Here is a 16,004-nt window from a genome sequence, read left to right as displayed (position 1 = left end):
TGATTTTCTGACGAAAAAATAACCGATATCGATATAAATCTATACGACGTATTTTATACTTTATGATTAATATAAGCTTCTGTAGCTCTTTCGTTTGGAGAGATGACTCCAGGATTTCCGACAACAACGGAATTGGCCGGGACATCAAAATTAACATAGGAATTAGGGGCGATTAAAACATTGTTCCCAATACTGATGCCTCCTACAATAACGGCGTTGGCTCCAATCCAGACTTCATCTCCAATGACAGGCACGCCCTGAAGCTTGCCGCGGTTTTGCTGGCCAAGAATTACGCCCTGAGCGATATTGCAGTTTCTCCCGATTTTAGTTTTGGGATTAATAACCAGACTTCCCCAATGTCCTAAATAAAAACCCTCCCCGATTTCTGTTTCGGGATAGATCTGATAGCCATATTTGATCTGATAATGTCTGAGAACGAGTTTCCAGAATAGTCCCAAAACAGGTTTTCTGCCATGCTTCTGGGTTTTTCGCAGGATATAAATAAAATGCAGATTAGGATTGATACATTTTTTCCAGATCTCAAATGAAGAGAGCCATTTTCCGCTTTCCCTGTAAAAGTCTTTCTGTATCTGTGTATAACCCATGTCTAAACTATTTATAATTCATCAATAATTTCCTGAAGATGCGCTACCGATTTTTCCAATACAAAAGGCAGATCCGCAACTTTAATTTCAGTTTCATAACGGCCCGCAAGCTCCTTTTCTGTAAGGAATTTTTTCATACCTTCATATATTCCGTCTTCTGAATTTGGGGTAATCAGTCCCAGTTTTCCGTCCTGAAGAAGATCTTTGATTCCGGAAACATCTGTAGAAACAACAGGCTTGTTCAGGATCAGCGCTTCTGCAATGATGGTAGGAAATCCTTCGTGTCGGGAAGACATCACATAAAAATCTGCCTTTTTCAAATAAGGATAAGGATTGCTTCTGAAGCCCAGCATTTTTACCGTTTCCTGAAGCCCCAATTCGTTAAGCTGTGCCTGGGTTTTCTCAAACTCGAAACCGTCACCAATGATGATGATCTGGTGTTTCAGTCCTTCATCCGTCAGCTTTTTATGAACATCAAGAAGCCTGTCGTAGCCTTTCTGCGGATAAACCGTTCCAATGGTGATAAAAGTAGGGATATCGTTGGAAAAAGGATAATCGTCAATAGCTGTATTCGCCTTTTTTAAAGTGTCCTCTTTATCAATTGGATTAAAAATTTTAACAACTGCTTGTTTCTCCAGATCATTTTGTGCCAGCTTCTGCATTTCCTCTTTCAGCTTGTTGGAAATCACCAGGATCCTGTCAAATTTAAAAAGCTGTCTGATGACATCCTGTGTATATTCTTTCAGGTTAAAAATATCATTCTGAATCCAGATGATCTTCTTGGAATCCTTTTGCGGGCTGGAAAGCAGTTCTCTGTACATACCGTGGATAGCTGCAATTTCTACGTCGTACTTCTTATTTTTTAAAACAAATCGGTAAAGAAGAGAAGGAAACCACAAAAACATTTTCTGATAAAGAACTCTGTATGCTTTTACAGGAATTTCGTGAGGTTTGTTGGTGGTGATCATTTCACCTTTCAACAGATAATATAAATTAACCCAGGATGGGACTTCTTTGATATACATTCCTGTGTACAGGTTGATCAGCAGGTCAACTTCATATTTGTCCTCAGGAAGGTTTTTAAGAAAGTTAACGAGAACTTTTTCTGCACCTCCATGTCGGAGCGAGCCTATTCTGATCAGTATTTTTTTCTTTTGGGGCATAGATGTTAATTAATAACGCGAATAAATTTTTTCTGGTCTGTGTTTTTATTTGATTCTTCTGGCTTTTTTGAATTTATAAGGGAGGTTGGCCTTAATATACTCGTCCAGTTTTTTTCTGTCGTTTTCCAGTTCCCTCGGATATTCGGGACTGCTTTTCAAAACAATATCACCATAATCCTCAATCGTACATAAAAATTGGGCCGGATTACCGATAAATACAGTGTTGTCAGGCATAGATTGTGATAAAACCGAATTGGCTCCAAGAATACAGTTGTTTCCGATCTGCACCTCATGAGTAATTACACAGTTGATTCCGATGGTCGTGTTGTTCCCGATTTTTATCCTTCCGAATATCCTGGCATCTTCATACCCAGGAAGCTTTCTCAGAAGGGTAGTGGTACCGCCGTGGTTCACAAATCTTACCCCTGCGGCAATATTGACGTCATCGCCTATTTCAATCAGATAAGGTTCTGTGCCGAAATAGATTTTGTCCGGCATATTGAAATTTTTTCCGACCTTCATGCCGCGGTTTTTTGCCGCCTCAAGGCTTGCTTTATTGAGAAAAGCATGATATACGGAGTGTATTTTTAATACGATTCTGAATATGAAGATCATTTTTGTAAATTTGTTTTTTACTTTTGCAAAGAAAAAGAATTTATATGATAAAAGTTTCCAAAATAGAATATTATTTGCCCCAGCAGATTCTTACAAATGAGGATCTTGAGAAAGAATTTCCCGAATGGAGTTCCGACAGAATTCATGAAAAAGTGGGCATCAGACAACGTCATATTTCTTCAGAAAGCGAGACTGTACTGGAACTTGCCGTAAAGTCTTCCGAAAAACTTTTCGAGAACTATGACCGAAATAAAGTAGATTTTATCCTTTTCTGTACCCAAAGCCCGGATTATTTTCTTCCCACTACGGCCTGTATCCTTCAGGACAGATTAGGGCTCAGAAAAAATATCGGAGCTATAGATTTTAATCTTGGCTGTTCCGGATTCGTTTATGGACTGGCTTTTGCTAAAGGATTAGTAGCGTCCGGAATTGCAAAGAGCATTTTACTGATCACTTCGGAAACCTATACCAAACATCTTCATCCAAAAGATAAAGGAAACCGTAGTATTTTTGGAGATGCATCAGCTTCTGCCATTGTAGAGAAAGACGAAAACGCTAAAGACTATCAGTTTTGCCTGGGGACAGACGGAAGCGGTGCCGAAAACCTGATCGTAAAGAAAGGAGCATTCAAAACCGATTTTGAACTTAATCCTGAAAATGATTTTGATCCTGAAAATCTTTACATGAACGGGCCCGAAATTTTTAATTTCACCATTGAAAATATTCCCGGGCTTGTAAAAGAAACTTTGGAAACAAATGGTCTGACCATGGAGGATATTGATCATTTTGTTTTTCACCAGGCCAATTCTTTTATGCTGAATTATCTAAGAAAAAAGACTAAAATTCCGGCAGAAAAGTTTTATATTGATATGGAAAATACGGGAAATACCGTTTCTGCCACCATTCCGATTGCTCTGAAAGACATGATGGAAAAGGGCAGATTGAAAGAAGGAGACCGTGTGCTGATGGCAGGTTTTGGAGTAGGGTATTCCTGGGGAGCAACCGTACTTGAGATTTAAATAATAATAGATAAAGTCATAAAATAAAAAATATATGAAGACATCCGTTTTTTTAGAGAAATTACAGGAAGAATTAGAAGAAGATGAAACGCTTACGCTTGACACCAATTTAAAAAATCTGGAAAGTTATGACTCTATCAGTCTGCTTTCCGTGATTGCATTTGTGGATGAGAATTTCGATAAGAAAATCGATACAAAGCACTTTAAAGATATAGAAACTGTTTCTGATCTGATGAATGTGATTGGTAAAGAAAACTTTGAAGATTAATGAATAAGTTTTCTTTAAAAGATAAAACAATTCTTATTACAGGGGCTTCTTCCGGCATCGGGAGAAGCTGTTCTGTAGAATGCAGCAAAAGCGGAGCGAGCCTTATTCTTATCGCAAGAAATGAAGAAGAACTGCAGAAAACCCTTTCTTTACTGGCTGCAGATACCAAAGCTGAAACCATTATTGCAGATATTACCCAAACAGAGAATCTGGAAGAGCTGATTGCTGAAAAAGTAACCACTTTAGGAAAGATTTCAGGGTTTATTCATTGTGCAGGTATAGAGAAAACACTTCCGCTGAAGAAACACAATGCACAGCTGTATGCAGATATTTTTGCCGTCAATGTGATCTCCGGTTTCGAAATTGCTAAAATTTTATCCCTTAAAAAATACAAAAACGAAATTTCCAGTTTTGTTTTTATTTCCTCGGTAGCCGGAATGGTAGGTGAAATAGGAAAAGCTGCTTATTCGGCCAGTAAAGGCGCTGTAGTGTCCGGAGCCCGTTCTCTGGCTATGGAACTTTCAAGAAGCGGAATAAGGGTAAACAGTGTAAGTCCGGCTATGGTGAACACTCCGATATTGGAAAAAATGTTTGAAAACATCGGTGAAGATGCAGCTGAAGAGATCCTTAAAAAACATCCGCTGGGAATAGGACAGCCTGAAGATGTAGCCAATGCATGTATTTTCCTGTTATCAGATGCTTCCAAATGGATTACAGGATCCAATATGGTAGTAGACGGAGGTTATTCCGCTCACTAATTTTTTGAGTGAAGGCCTTCAAGAATTCCTTCCACAGCATCGAAAATTTTCTGATTATCAAACTGGTCCTCTATCGTTTCCAGGTTTTTTCTGATTCTGGCAATCAGCTCGGGATCGGTTAGGAAAGTTTTCATGGCAGCATACATTTCATCAGTTTCATAATTGATGAGGTATCCGGTTTCCCTGTCTTTGATCATTACGCCCACATCACCTGTATCGGTAGCAATAATCGGCTTCTGAAGGATTAATGCTTCAGCAATGACTAATGGCCACGCTTCGGATTCTGAAGGCAGAATAAAGTAATCCGCATTTTTAACGTAAGGATAAGGATTCATTCTGTTGCCCCCTAAAATAAAAGTATCCTGAACCTGATTCGAACGAATCTGATCTGAAAGGTTTTTCATTTCCTCACCGCTGCCCAAAACCATAACTGTGTGGTGAAATCCTTCATCTATTAATCTTTTGTGGGCATCAATCAGTTTGTGATATCCTTTGCGGTTGTGAAGACGTCCCACGGAAACAAAAAGAGGTCCTTCCGGAAGATCTTCTATTTTTTCTTCTGCTTTTATTTTGATCTGGTCGATCGGGATGGCATTAATGACAACACTTTCCTCAGGATATCCCAGGTCAGGATAATATTGGTGCATCAGATCCTTGATCTTTTGTGAGCAGTAAATCATATGATCAAACTGCGGGAAATTTTTAAGGATATCAGGAACCAGCGGCTGCAAAGTGGGAACATTGATCTCAGAGTGAAACCATCCTATTTTTTTTGAAGCTGTATTGCTGGAGTTAATGACAGAGCTAAAGGCTGAATACGTTGGCGCGATTTCAATGTCAAATTTTGTATTGCCTAAAAGACGGTCGGAAACCTTGTGGTCTTTCAGGGCACGGGAAAGTTTAAGCCTTCTTCGGATCAGCTGAATTTTATGGATCAGCGGATTTGTAGAGAAATCCTCTTTACCGTCTGTGATATAGATTTTCTTTACATGTTTCGGGAATTCATCCCTCAGTTCACCCTGATTAAGATTCAGGCAGACTGTTATGTCGAATTTTTCAGGATTCAGATGATGAAGAATGCTGAGAATTACTTTTTCCACACCACCCATTTCCATAGAACGGTGCCTGAAAAGAACTTTTATTTTCTGATTTTCTGAAGACATTACCTGAAAATTTTTTGTAAAGTAATGGATATTTTTCTTTTTACTCTGTAAGGAATGGAATTCTGATACTCCAGAAGCCTGAAGATTTCCTGCTGGCCGGGATACGTTTCAGGAACTTTCATTCCGTTAATATTTTTGAGATTTCTTCTTTTCATGGCATTAAATACCACCTGCGCAAAATATTCGTACGATTTTGCTTTATTCTCGTTCTGTGAAATTCCTCCTGTATGAGTTCTGTAAAGATAATTGGTATCGTCTATAAAGTGGACGTCTCCTTTTTCATACATTTTTAAATACAGATCCTGATCCTCGGAAATCTTCAAAGCAGGATTCATTTTTTCTGTCTTTTCGTATACCTCTTTTCTGAATGTCACGAAATGAGCAATCTGAATAGGATAGTTGAAAAAATAAGGATCTTTGTTCTGAACCTGCATTGCAGATTTAAACGGAGCTATGGGTTTAAGATTCTGGTCGCAGCTCATAAAACGGGAATAAGCCAGAACCACATTTTTTTTCTGTGTAAATACATGAACGGCTTTTTCTATGGCCTCAGGAAGAATGGCATCATCAGGATCTACAAAACCGCAGATTTCTCCCGAAGCGAGCTCAATAAGTTTACTTTTCGTAACACCTACACCGGAATTTTTTTCGTTTTCAAAAAACGTAAAGCGTTGATCTCCTTCAATGATTGCTTTTATCTGAGCTTTTTCTTCGTCGGAAGAAGCGTCGTCCAGAATGACAGCTTCCCAGTTTGTGTACGTTTGGGCAAGCAGTGAGCTGTAGCAGTCTTTGAACAATACAGCATTGTTGTAGTGAGCAATAAGTACGGAGAATTTCATTTAAATTTATAGAGAATTGAATACTAAATCCTGTTTGTTTACGACTTGCGTATTGGCAGGAACATCTTTGTATATGGTACATCCGGCTCCAATGATACAGTTGTCGCCTATCGTTACGCCTTTCAGCACGGTTACATTGCTTCCGAGCCAGCAGTTGTTGCCGATTTTTATAGGGGCTTTCGTAAATTTAGAGGGATGAAGCTTAAATACCGGAGAGGTTTCGTAAGTATGGTTATGATCGTAAAGCTTTACATTTTCACCAAACAAAGTATTTTCACCGATTGAGATATGTTCCAGGCAATTAATGGAGCAAAAATTGTTCATAAAGAACCGGTCGCCGATTTCCAGCTGAGCTTCTTTCGTAACCAGAATACAGGTGTAATTCCTGAATTCCACCGATTTTCCGATGCTTACCTTTTTCAGGTCTTTATCAAGAATAAAGCGGCCGCCTACTCCCAGACGGATATTTTCAAAAAAAACGTTGGGGTGATTTTTTAGGAACGAAAGCTGCTGTTTTCTGTATATTTTCTCAAAAAGATTGTAGAACATATTGAAGCTTTTATTTTTTTCATTTTCACTTGAGTCTCACAAATATAATCTGTTTTTACATAAATGAGAAAAAAATATTTATTTTTGCGGTATTAAAGACAACACAGTGAGTGAAATAACAAGGGTTCTCAAAACATTTATCGGCTATTTGAAAAGGCCTGATCTCTATCCGGAGCTTGGCCGGAAAATTATCAAAAACACCGTCAACAGAGGAAATGCTTTCAAAGGCAAAGAAAAAACAAATTCATGGGCTGCTGAAAGATCGATTTCCCAGACAGAAGCAGTTTCAAAATTGTTTGGTTTGGGTATAGATGCTTTTCGTACAGACTATGCGGATGTTTTAAAAATTGCAGAGCAAAAGGAAAAAGCCTGTCCAGTGAAAATGGGTGGTCCCGGAGCTTTAGAGCTTATTTATTATGCATGTGAATTTGCCAATGCACAACATGTTGTGGAAACAGGCGTAGCTTACGGATGGTCTTCGCTGGCTTCTCTTCTGTCTCTTGCCAAAAGAAACGGAACGCTGTACAGCTCAGATATGCCTTATCTGGCACAGGATGGCGATCAGTATGTGGGCTATGTAGTTCCGGAAAATCTGAAAAAAAGCTGGAAACTGTTCCGCTTTGCAGATAAAGAATCGCTTCCGAAAATTTTTGAAGAAAATCAGGTTTTTGATGTCCTTCATTATGATTCGGATAAGAGCTACAACGGAAGAATGTGGGCTTATGACGAGTTGTATAAGCACCTGAAAAAAGGTGGGGTTTTTATCAGTGACGATATCGGAGACAATTCTGCTTATCAGGATTTCTGTGAAAAAAACAGCATAGAAACTACGGTTGTAGAGTACGAAGGAAAATACATCGGCGTCTTTATCAAATAGATTTTAAATTGAAATATGGCATGTTCGTTCATATATTTTAACAGCACTTTTAGATACTGTTGAATTTCACGGGCGGACTCTGTCTTTTATTTGAAATCCCTGAATGCTATTTATATTGAAGTGAAACTATATGAGGCTGCTGAACAGCTTTTTTGAATGAAGATAAGTCAGATTACCTTTACCCGATTTCTTGCTGCCATAGCCATCGTGATTTCTCATTTTAATAAAGATATGTTTGTCTACAAGACGGATTATATTTCAAATATCTTTTTAAAAGCCAATGTCGGGGTCAGTTATTTTTTTATTCTGTCCGGATTTATTATGATCGTGGCGTATCATAAAAAAGAGAAAATCAATTATTTTGAATATTACAAGAACAGGTTTGCAAGAATATATCCGCTGTATGTCGTAGGATTGCTGCTTTATCTGGTGACCCGGTATTCAAATTTCAGCATAGGAAATATGTTTTTATACCTGTTTGGGGTACAGAGCTGGATTCCGGGCAAAGCGATGATTCTGAATTTTCCGGGATGGTCTATTTCCGTAGAATTTCTGTTTTATCTGATGTTTCCGCTGCTGTATAATTATCTGTATTCCAAAAAGAATAAAAGTATCTGGGTATTCGGTATTGCTTTGTGGGTTATTACGCAGGTATTTTCTCATCTTTATGAAGCTTCGCCGTCTTATAAAGGACCGCATACGGACAGTCATGAATTTCTGTACTATTTTCCTCTCATGCATGTGAGTGAATTTCTGGTCGGAAATCTTGCGGGATTGTTTTTTGTGAATCATTTTAAGCAGAAGAATTATGATATTCCGGTGATTCTGATTTTTACAGCCATTATGCTTTCGCTGATTTTTGTTCCGCTTTTTTATCACAACGGGTTGATGGCGGTACTTTTTATTCCACTGATCATTTTAATTTCATGGAATAATGGTTTTGTGACCAAACTGTTTTCATTAAAACCTTTGGAATATCTGGGAGAAGCCAGTTATGCGGTTTATATCACCCATATCCCGGTTTTGTATATCCTCAGGGAAGTTCTGAAGTGGCAAAACTTTAAGCTGGATATCAACAGTGTATTCTGGATTTACCTAGCGGTTCTGGTGATCACGTCGATATTATTTTATCAATTTATCGAAAAACCGCTCAGAGATTATCTTAAAAAAGTAAATATCAGATAAAATTTTTATTTTTGTAATAAAGCAAACACAATGAAAGAGATCATCAATGTTCCCCAAACATACACAGAATCTACTTACAGCCCGAATCCTGAACTTGGGGAAGGCTGTAAAAAGAATACAAAAGAACACATAGAATTGAGACCGGGTACATTCATATTTTAACACGATAAAAGAATTTATGTACAAAACGTTTTCGGAACTGAAAAAAGAACTCCGCAGAGAAGTCCCTCATCTAAAGAAGATCAAAATTGCCCTGCTTGGCGATACCGCTACCCAGTTTCTCAATGTTGCATTGAAAGGAACTGCGGTAAATGAAGGTTTTGAATTTGAAATTTTCGAAGCCGATTTTGGTCAGATTTCACGCCAAATTTTGGATCCTTCTTCAGAATATTATGAGTTCAATGCAGACTATACCATTATTTTTGAATCTTCTCATAAACTGCTGAGCCAGTATTATAAATCTTACGATGCACAGGCTGGTTTTGCAGATCAGAAGATTTCCTACATAGAAGACCTTTACCGCACCATCCAGAGCAGAACCAAGAGCCGGGTGATTTACTGTAATTTCCCGGGAATTGATAATCAGGTTTTTGGAAATTTTTCCGGTAAGGTAGAATCATCATTTGTTTTCCAGCTGAATAAACTTAATTATCTGCTGTCGGCGAAACTTGCGATAGCTTATGATAATTTCTTTATTGCAGACCTTCTTTCGATTCAGAATAAATGGGGAAGAAACTTTATGTTTTCGCCCAATATTTATGTGAATACGGAAATGGTACTTTCACTGGATGCTCTGCCAATCGTAGCGCATCATATCACAGGAATTATTTCTTCTCTGGAAGGAAAATTTAAGAAATGTCTTATCCTGGATCTGGACAATACCACATGGGGTGGAATTATTGGGGACGATGGACTGGAGAAAATTCAGATCGGAAGTCTGGGAATCGGAAAGGCGTTTACAGAATTCCAGTACTGGATCAAAGCTCTTCAAAAAAGAGGCGTGATCCTGGCGGTGTGTAGTAAAAATGATGAAGATAAAGCCAAAGAACCATTTGAAAAACATCCCGATATGGTCCTTAAACTGGATGATATTGCCGTTTTTGTAGCGAATTGGGAAAATAAGGCAGATAATATCAGAAAAATTCAAAGCATCCTGAATATTGGGTTTGATTCTATGGTATTTCTGGATGACAACCCATTCGAAAGAAATATTGTCCGTGAAAACCTTCCTGAAGTCTGTGTTCCCAAACTGCCTGAAGATCCGGCAGAATATCTGGAATATCTGTATGGTTTGAATCTTTTTGAAACCGCCAGTTTTTCAGAAAATGATGCGGAAAGAACGAAACAGTATCAGGTGGAAGCACAGCGGGCTGTTGATCTGGACAGCTTTACGAATGTGGAAGACTTCCTGAAAAGTATGAATATGACATCTGATGTGAAGTCTTTCGACAGCTTTTCAAAACCAAGAGTTTCCCAGCTTACGCAGCGTTCCAACCAGTTTAATTTACGAACGGTAAGATATACGGAGCAGGATGTAGACCATCTGATTCATTCTGATGAGCATTATACCCTTTCATTTACGCTGGAAGATAAATACGGAGACAACGGACTGATCTGTGTGATTGTCCTGGAAAAGAAAGCTCCGGAAACCCTTTTCATTGATACATGGCTGATGAGCTGCAGGGTTCTGAAAAGAGGAATGGAAGATTTTACCCTTAATACGATTGTAGATACCGCCAGAAAAAACGGTTACCAATATGTGGTGGGAGAGTATCTTCCGACAGCCAAAAACCAGATGGTAAAAGACCATTATGAAAGACTTGGGTTTTCAGTGAAAGAAGATCAATGGATTTTGAATGTAAGCGATTATCAGACGAAAGAAGTTTTTATAAGCACCAAAATATGAAAATAGAACACTTAATCGAAAATATTGCAGCCAAAAATGCCATTCACGGTAAAAAGCTTCAAAAGAATTTTTCTTTACTGAAAGAGGAAGACAATTTTATAGAGGACTATACTGTTTTCATCAATAAGTATAAAGGAATTCTTGAGAAAAAGAATCTTACTTTAGACGATTCCATTAATTATTATCTGAAAATGATCGGAGATTTTAATGAAGAAATGCTCGATTTTGTGAGAACCGGAAAATACAGAAATACATCATTTGATGCCGTAAATAAGGCGATGTATAATAACCCTGATGTGATGGTATCTCATATGCATGGTTTATTGCTTTCCCAGTTTTTATGGAAGCATCATTATGCTGTTTATCAGTATTTTAAAAATAATATTCAGAATTATTCACCTATAAAAACGTATCTTGAAATTGGTGCAGGGCACGGTTTGTATTTTGAGGCTGCTATGGAGAAAATTGGAGAGGATTGCAGCTTCGAGGCACTTGATATCAGCGAATCTTCCCTTGAATTGACCAAAAGCCTGATTAAAAGCGATAAAGTGGTTTATCATCTTAAAAATGTATTCGATTACAACGATGATGATGAAAAGAAAGATTTTATTACGATGGGCGAAGTGCTGGAACATGTAGAAGATCCGCTGTCATTATTAAAGAAAATTAAAAACTTAATCAAACCTGAAGGAACCATCTTTATTACAACGCCTACGAATGCGCCTTCTATTGATCACATTTATCTCTTCAACAACATTCAGGAAATCAGGGATCTGATTGAAGAAGCGGGGCTGGAGATCATCAACGAAAGGTATTTTGTAAGTGAAGATATCGACCTTGAAAAAGCAGAAAAAAGAAAAGTGGCTACGATGTATGCATCATTTTTAAAAATTAAAAAATAATCAAACACTATGAATAAGAACGAAATTTTAACAAAACTATCAGAAATCTTCCGTGAAGAATTAGACAACGAAGAAATTACGCTAACTGCTGAAACTACTGCAAATGACGTGGAAGAATGGGACTCACTTTCTCACATCCAGTTAATTGTGGCCGTTGAAAAAGCTTTTGGAATCCGTTTTACGTCTTCTGAAATTCAAAGCTGGAACAATGTAGGCGAAATGGCAGATTCTGTTGCTTCCAAATTATAATGAAATTTCACCACGTAGGAGTTGCCTGTAAAGATATACAGGCAGAACTCCAAAGTATAAGGCAGTTACATAAAATCATAGAAGAAACTCCGGTGGTTTTTGATCCTAATCAGCAGGCAGAACTATGCATGATCACTGTTGAAGATGGTCTCAATATCGAACTTGTATCAGGAAAACCGGTAGAAAACCTTTTGAAAAAGAGAATTTCATACTACCACATCTGTTATGAGGTGGAAAATATTGATGAAACTATAGAAAATCTTACAGAAAAAGGAGGACTGCTCATCTCACCACCTAAAGAAGCTATACTTTTCAATAACCGGAAAGTAGCTTTTTTAATGCTTTCTTATGGAATTGTTGAACTTTTAAATAAGAACTGATCATGCAGTTTACATCTCTGGTATTTTTTCTTTTCTTCTCCGTTTTTTTTGCAGTTTACTGGTGGATTTTAGGGAAGAATTTCAAAGCTCAGAATATTTTTTTGCTGGCAGCCAATTATGTCTTTTATGCTTATTGGGACTGGAGATTTCTTATCCTTTTGATCGGAAGCTCTGTCATCATATACTTTTTAGGGCTGAAAATTGCCGAAAATGATTCCAGGAGAAAGCTGTGGGTTAATTTAGGACTCATCTTTTCTATCGGAACATTGCTGTATTTTAAATATTTCAACTTCTTTATTGAGTCTTTTACCGACTTGTTTGGAATTAAAAATAATCTGACTTTAAAGATCATTCTGCCGCTGGGAATCAGTTTTTATACTTTCAGAATGATCAGTTATCTGATTGATATTAAGAATAATAAACTGAAAGCGGAAACAGATGCGCTGGCATTTTTTAATTATATTTCTTTTTTCCCAAGTATGACTTCCGGGCCTATTGATAAAGGAGGACTGCTTCTTCCACAGTTGAAAAAGGAAAGAGTTTTTACACTAGAAAACGGTTCAGATGCAGCAAGACAAATTTTATTCGGGGCCTTTAAAAAATTGGTGGTTTCCAACAGTATTGCTCCTATTACACAGAATATTTTCCAGAATTACGAACATCTTTCCGGAAGTACTGTAGCTTTTGGCGCCATCCTTTTTCTCTTTCAGATGTACGCCGATTTTTCGGGATACTCTGATATGGCAATAGGAATTGCAAAGCTTTTGGGCTTTAAAACAACCAAAAATTTCGCCTTTCCTCTTTTTGCCCAGAATATTGCAGACTACTGGAGAAAATGGCATATTTCCCTTACCTCATGGCTTACGGAATATGTATTCACGCCACTGGTTATTGCCTTTAGGGATTATGATAAAAAAGGATTGATGCTTGCCGTATTTCTCAATTTCGTCATCATAGGCTTCTGGCATGGCGCAAACTGGACGTTTATTGTGTATGGGGCATTGCAGGGCTTGTATTATGTCCCTTTGGTTGTTAATAATCAGATCAATAAAAAGAAAAAGCTGTCCAAAACCATTCCTACGTTCAAAGAATTGGGGAATATGGTCTATACGATGGCATTGGTTTGTTTTGCATTGGTTTTATTCGTGGCTCCTGGCTTAAAAGAGGCTTTTGGGATGTACGGAAAAATTTTCAGCTTTTCACTTTTTTCAATTCCTCAGTTTATTAAAATTAAGATTTTAGGATTAATAGGCATCATTGTTTTAATTGACTGGATCAACAAAGATCAGGAACACGGGCTTGATATCAAAAGATTCCATCCTGTAATCCGCAGAGCTTTGTATGTTTTTCTCATCTTCCTGATCATGTACTACGGTGTATTTTCCAACGGAAGTTTTATTTATGAACAGTTTTAATATGGGAAAGTTTTTATTTAAAATATCATTTTATTTCATAGGTATTGCGGCCGTTCTGCTGCTTCTGGGTTCCTACGCAGACAGTAATACGGACGATAATTATATGCATTTTGCTGTTCCGAAACCTCAGAATATTATTTTGGGCGATTCCAGAAGCGTACAGGGAGTTGTTCCTGATGTGCTGAAGAATAAGCTGGATATGCCTTTTGACAATTTTTCACTGAATATTGTCCATTCTCCTTACGGCGAAATTTATCTTAAAGCTTTAAAAAGAAAACTGGATCCGGATACTAAAAACGGAATCTTTATCCTTACCGTAAACCCATGGAATCTGGCTCTGAGAAATGATGTGAAGAAAAAAGAAGACTTTCCGGAAGAAGAGTCTCCATTCAATAATATGTACTTTTACGATATGTCTCCCAACTACGAGTATCTGATCAAAAACCTGCATAAAAGCTGGTTCAGAATATACCTTGACCGGGAAGCCGTAGGAAGATCCAATACTTTTCTTCATAAAGACGGATGGATGGAAGTAAATGTAGATATGAACAAAGATTCCATAGCCGCCAGAACAGCAAGGAAAACCGAAGATACTAAAGAGATGATGTATGGATATTCACTGTCTCAGGAGCGTATGAAAGCCATCAACGGGATTATAGATTATCTGAAGCCTAAAGGAAGTGTTTATCTGGTAAGAATCCCGGTTTCTAAAAATATTCTTACCCTTGAAAATAAAAGGTTTCCGGAATTCAATGGACTGATGAAAGAGCTGGCTAAAAAACAGAATGTGAAATTTTATGATTTCTCCGGTCATCCTGATGATTTTGTGTACGTAGACGGAAATCATATGTATAAAGACTCTGGCAAATTACTGACTTCACAAATAGCAGATTCTATTAAAAGAGACCGTAAAAATTTAAAATAATCTGGTTCTGTATAGAAATATTTCAGATCTCCAGGCTAAGGCTGAGATTGAGAAAGATCATTGGTCAATTTTGCTACGCAAGTGAAATGTAAATGTAAAGCTCTTCAATCCAGCAAGCAACCGTCAACCAGCAACCAATAACTGTCAACCAGTAACCAGCAACTTCCATACTCTAAAACCCTCAAACCCTCCAACTCTCAAACCCATATCCCATATCACGAATCCCGGACTCACGTTAAAATAGATTGTTCCTGAAATTAATATTATAAAGGCCTGAACGGATACTTTTATTATCCACAATCAGGTATTTCAGGATCATGGACCATTTTTTCAGGGCAGGTGCATTGGCAATCTGAAAGCTTCTGTACATCCTGCTGATATGCTGTTTTACATTTTTCGGAATTTTTGCTTCATCGGCAGCCCAGCTGTCCACCTCTTTCCAGAAAAGGACTTTTGTACTGGCGGGTTTTATTTTTTTTGAGTCTACCAATGTGATCCGGTTGTTTTCATGAACACCTCTCATGGCAACGGCCTTATCTAAAATTCCGGGATAAAGATCAAGATAGAAAGAAAGTCGGAAAAGAAATTCGCTATCCTGATGAAGCCTTAAATTGGTTCTGAATAATTGATCCATTTTTTTGATCATGGATTCCTTGCGGATAGTCAGGGTATCAATACTGAAAAGGCCGAAACTTCCCAGCATGTAAATCTGCCCGAGAAAAACATCTTTTGGGCTGTGTTTTTTATAAACAGTAGTTAGTTTATCCCCAAATAACGGATAATATTGTTCTTTTGCTTTTTCGGAGTAGTAATGTACACCCAGTGCTCCATATACTCCTTCTACTTCAGATTTTACAAAAAGTTCTTTTTCAGCATCAAAACGGTTGGGAAGATAATAGTCATCTGCATCTAAAAAGGCAATAAAATCTCCCGTAGATTTTTCTATACCCAGATTTCTGGTGGGCCCGGCTCCATGATTCCCTTTGTCCGGATGTTGGTAAAGCTTTACTCTGCCATGTTTTTCCACAAGCTGCCGACACACTTCCAAAGCATTGTCCGGAGATTTGTCCTCTATCAGAATGACTTCATGTACTTCATCAAACTGAAGGGCAGACTCTACTGCCTGAGAAACAAATTTTTCAGCATTGTAAACGGGAATGATTACTGAGATCTTCATGTTGTATTA

Annotated in this window: 19 protein-coding genes; 12 read left to right on the top strand and 7 right to left on the bottom strand. The window is 37.8% G+C overall.

Going from position 1 to position 16,004, the window contains the following annotated elements; translation table 11 throughout:
• Positions 1–53: 53 nt before the first annotated feature.
• Genes ACM46_RS01725 through ACM46_RS01715 form a run of 3 tightly spaced genes read right to left on the bottom strand, consistent with a single transcriptional unit; the run spans position 54 to position 2,383 of the window.
• Positions 54–605, bottom strand: a complete 552-nt coding sequence (locus ACM46_RS01725) for a serine acetyltransferase (RefSeq protein WP_048504888.1) — start codon at positions 603–605, stop codon at positions 54–56.
• 11 nt (positions 606–616) lie between these two features.
• A complete protein-coding gene (locus ACM46_RS01720; protein WP_048504887.1) occupies positions 617–1,768 on the bottom strand; it encodes a glycosyltransferase in 1,152 nt (383 codons plus the stop codon).
• Between the two features lie 45 nt (positions 1,769–1,813).
• On the bottom strand, positions 1,814–2,383 hold the full coding sequence (locus tag ACM46_RS01715; RefSeq protein WP_048504886.1) for an acyltransferase: 570 nt from the start codon (positions 2,381–2,383) through the stop codon (positions 1,814–1,816).
• A 44-nt stretch (positions 2,384–2,427) separates the two neighbouring features.
• On the opposite strand from ACM46_RS01715, the gene ACM46_RS01710 reads away from it, so the two are divergent.
• Genes ACM46_RS01710 through ACM46_RS01700 form a run of 3 tightly spaced genes read left to right on the top strand, consistent with a single transcriptional unit; the run spans position 2,428 to position 4,428 of the window.
• Positions 2,428–3,402: a 3-oxoacyl-ACP synthase III family protein gene (locus tag ACM46_RS01710; protein WP_048504885.1), complete on the top strand. Its 975-nt coding sequence runs from the start codon at positions 2,428–2,430 to the stop codon at positions 3,400–3,402.
• A gap of 34 nt (positions 3,403–3,436) precedes the next feature.
• Complete coding sequence (locus tag ACM46_RS01705) at positions 3,437–3,670, top strand: phosphopantetheine-binding protein (protein WP_048504884.1); 234 nt, start codon at positions 3,437–3,439, stop codon at positions 3,668–3,670.
• Positions 3,670–4,428 carry an SDR family NAD(P)-dependent oxidoreductase gene (locus ACM46_RS01700; protein WP_048504883.1) on the top strand — a complete coding sequence of 253 codons (759 nt, stop codon included), beginning with the start codon at positions 3,670–3,672 and terminating at the stop codon, positions 4,426–4,428. The genes ACM46_RS01705 and ACM46_RS01700 overlap by 1 nt, the downstream gene beginning before the upstream one ends.
• Here the strand turns inward: ACM46_RS01700 and ACM46_RS01695 are convergent.
• From ACM46_RS01695 to ACM46_RS01685, 3 genes are read right to left on the bottom strand one after another with little or no spacing between them, the layout of a single operon-like run.
• The gene (locus tag ACM46_RS01695) at positions 4,425–5,591 is read right to left on the bottom strand and encodes a glycosyltransferase (protein WP_048504882.1); all 1,167 of its coding nucleotides are present in this window, start codon (positions 5,589–5,591) and stop codon (positions 4,425–4,427) included. The genes ACM46_RS01700 and ACM46_RS01695 overlap by 4 nt on opposite strands.
• Entirely contained in the window at positions 5,591–6,430 is an 840-nt protein-coding gene (locus ACM46_RS01690; RefSeq protein WP_048504881.1) for a glycosyltransferase family 2 protein, read from the bottom strand. The genes ACM46_RS01695 and ACM46_RS01690 overlap by 1 nt, the downstream gene beginning before the upstream one ends.
• A gap of 6 nt (positions 6,431–6,436) precedes the next feature.
• Positions 6,437–6,979 carry an acyltransferase gene (locus ACM46_RS01685; RefSeq protein WP_048504880.1) on the bottom strand — a complete coding sequence of 181 codons (543 nt, stop codon included), beginning with the start codon at positions 6,977–6,979 and terminating at the stop codon, positions 6,437–6,439.
• A 106-nt stretch (positions 6,980–7,085) separates the two neighbouring features.
• Between ACM46_RS01685 and ACM46_RS01680 the strand changes: the two genes are divergently transcribed.
• The 9 genes from ACM46_RS01680 to ACM46_RS01645 all read left to right on the top strand — a co-directional run bounded on the left by ACM46_RS01680 (position 7,086) and on the right by ACM46_RS01645 (position 14,818).
• Positions 7,086–7,856: a class I SAM-dependent methyltransferase gene (locus tag ACM46_RS01680; RefSeq protein ID WP_048504879.1), complete on the top strand. Its 771-nt coding sequence runs from the start codon at positions 7,086–7,088 to the stop codon at positions 7,854–7,856.
• Positions 7,857–8,012: 156 nt separating this feature from the next.
• Positions 8,013–9,041 carry an acyltransferase family protein gene (locus ACM46_RS22900; RefSeq protein ID WP_083997312.1) on the top strand — a complete coding sequence of 343 codons (1,029 nt, stop codon included), beginning with the start codon at positions 8,013–8,015 and terminating at the stop codon, positions 9,039–9,041.
• A 30-nt stretch (positions 9,042–9,071) separates the two neighbouring features.
• On the top strand, positions 9,072–9,203 hold the full coding sequence (locus ACM46_RS23775; RefSeq protein ID WP_277619843.1) for a hypothetical protein: 132 nt from the start codon (positions 9,072–9,074) through the stop codon (positions 9,201–9,203).
• A gap of 16 nt (positions 9,204–9,219) precedes the next feature.
• Positions 9,220–10,947, top strand: coding sequence for an HAD-IIIC family phosphatase (locus tag ACM46_RS01670; RefSeq protein WP_048504878.1), 1,728 nt, complete (start codon positions 9,220–9,222; stop codon positions 10,945–10,947).
• Positions 10,944–11,849: a class I SAM-dependent methyltransferase gene (locus ACM46_RS01665; RefSeq protein WP_048504877.1), complete on the top strand. Its 906-nt coding sequence runs from the start codon at positions 10,944–10,946 to the stop codon at positions 11,847–11,849. The genes ACM46_RS01670 and ACM46_RS01665 overlap by 4 nt, the downstream gene beginning before the upstream one ends.
• A 9-nt stretch (positions 11,850–11,858) precedes the next feature.
• Complete coding sequence (locus tag ACM46_RS01660; protein WP_048504876.1) at positions 11,859–12,098, top strand: acyl carrier protein; 240 nt, start codon at positions 11,859–11,861, stop codon at positions 12,096–12,098.
• Positions 12,098–12,478: a VOC family protein gene (locus ACM46_RS01655; protein ID WP_048504875.1), complete on the top strand. Its 381-nt coding sequence runs from the start codon at positions 12,098–12,100 to the stop codon at positions 12,476–12,478. Before ACM46_RS01660 ends, ACM46_RS01655 begins: the two co-directional genes overlap by 1 nt.
• Before the next feature lie 2 nt (positions 12,479–12,480).
• Complete coding sequence (locus ACM46_RS01650) at positions 12,481–13,893, top strand: MBOAT family O-acyltransferase (protein WP_048504874.1); 1,413 nt, start codon at positions 12,481–12,483, stop codon at positions 13,891–13,893.
• Position 13,894: 1 nt separating this feature from the next.
• Positions 13,895–14,818, top strand: a complete 924-nt coding sequence (locus ACM46_RS01645; protein ID WP_241485949.1) for a hypothetical protein — start codon at positions 13,895–13,897, stop codon at positions 14,816–14,818.
• Between the two features lie 235 nt (positions 14,819–15,053).
• Here the strand turns inward: ACM46_RS01645 and ACM46_RS01640 are convergent, their stop codons facing one another.
• Positions 15,054–15,995 (bottom strand): glycosyltransferase family 2 protein, encoded by a 942-nt coding sequence (locus tag ACM46_RS01640; RefSeq protein WP_048504872.1) that lies wholly within the window; start codon positions 15,993–15,995, stop codon positions 15,054–15,056.
• Between the last annotated feature and the right edge of the window lie 9 nt (positions 15,996–16,004).

Origin of the sequence: Chryseobacterium angstadtii, from assembly GCF_001045465.1 — a bacterium.
Taxonomy (GTDB): domain Bacteria; phylum Bacteroidota; class Bacteroidia; order Flavobacteriales; family Weeksellaceae; genus Chryseobacterium; species Chryseobacterium angstadtii.
The sequence above is the reverse complement of the archived record's forward strand: the minus strand, read 5'-3'. Positions and strand labels throughout refer to the sequence as shown.

Bases quoted from the DNA above. Each gene is read 5' to 3' on its own strand.
- ACM46_RS01725 (WP_048504888.1), bottom strand. From the start codon at position 605: ATGGGTTATACACAGATACAGAAAGACTTTTACAGGGAAAGCGGAAAA.
- ACM46_RS01720 (WP_048504887.1), bottom strand. From the start codon at position 1,768: ATGCCCCAAAAGAAAAAAATACTGATCAGAATAGGCTCGCTCCGACAT.
- ACM46_RS01715 (WP_048504886.1), bottom strand. From the start codon at position 2,383: ATGATCTTCATATTCAGAATCGTATTAAAAATACACTCCGTATATCAT.
- ACM46_RS01710 (WP_048504885.1), top strand. From the start codon at position 2,428: ATGATAAAAGTTTCCAAAATAGAATATTATTTGCCCCAGCAGATTCTT.
- ACM46_RS01705 (WP_048504884.1), top strand. From the start codon at position 3,437: ATGAAGACATCCGTTTTTTTAGAGAAATTACAGGAAGAATTAGAAGAA.
- ACM46_RS01700 (WP_048504883.1), top strand. From the start codon at position 3,670: ATGAATAAGTTTTCTTTAAAAGATAAAACAATTCTTATTACAGGGGCT.
- ACM46_RS01695 (WP_048504882.1), bottom strand. From the start codon at position 5,591: ATGTCTTCAGAAAATCAGAAAATAAAAGTTCTTTTCAGGCACCGTTCT.
- ACM46_RS01690 (WP_048504881.1), bottom strand. From the start codon at position 6,430: ATGAAATTCTCCGTACTTATTGCTCACTACAACAATGCTGTATTGTTC.
- ACM46_RS01685 (WP_048504880.1), bottom strand. From the start codon at position 6,979: ATGTTCTACAATCTTTTTGAGAAAATATACAGAAAACAGCAGCTTTCG.
- ACM46_RS22900 (WP_083997312.1), top strand. From the start codon at position 8,013: ATGAAGATAAGTCAGATTACCTTTACCCGATTTCTTGCTGCCATAGCC.
- ACM46_RS23775 (WP_277619843.1), top strand. From the start codon at position 9,072: ATGAAAGAGATCATCAATGTTCCCCAAACATACACAGAATCTACTTAC.
- ACM46_RS01670 (WP_048504878.1), top strand. From the start codon at position 9,220: ATGTACAAAACGTTTTCGGAACTGAAAAAAGAACTCCGCAGAGAAGTC.
- ACM46_RS01665 (WP_048504877.1), top strand. From the start codon at position 10,944: ATGAAAATAGAACACTTAATCGAAAATATTGCAGCCAAAAATGCCATT.
- ACM46_RS01660 (WP_048504876.1), top strand. From the start codon at position 11,859: ATGAATAAGAACGAAATTTTAACAAAACTATCAGAAATCTTCCGTGAA.
- ACM46_RS01655 (WP_048504875.1), top strand. From the start codon at position 12,098: ATGAAATTTCACCACGTAGGAGTTGCCTGTAAAGATATACAGGCAGAA.
- ACM46_RS01650 (WP_048504874.1), top strand. From the start codon at position 12,481: ATGCAGTTTACATCTCTGGTATTTTTTCTTTTCTTCTCCGTTTTTTTT.
- ACM46_RS01645 (WP_241485949.1), top strand. From the start codon at position 13,895: ATGGGAAAGTTTTTATTTAAAATATCATTTTATTTCATAGGTATTGCG.
- ACM46_RS01640 (WP_048504872.1), bottom strand. From the start codon at position 15,995: ATGAAGATCTCAGTAATCATTCCCGTTTACAATGCTGAAAAATTTGTT.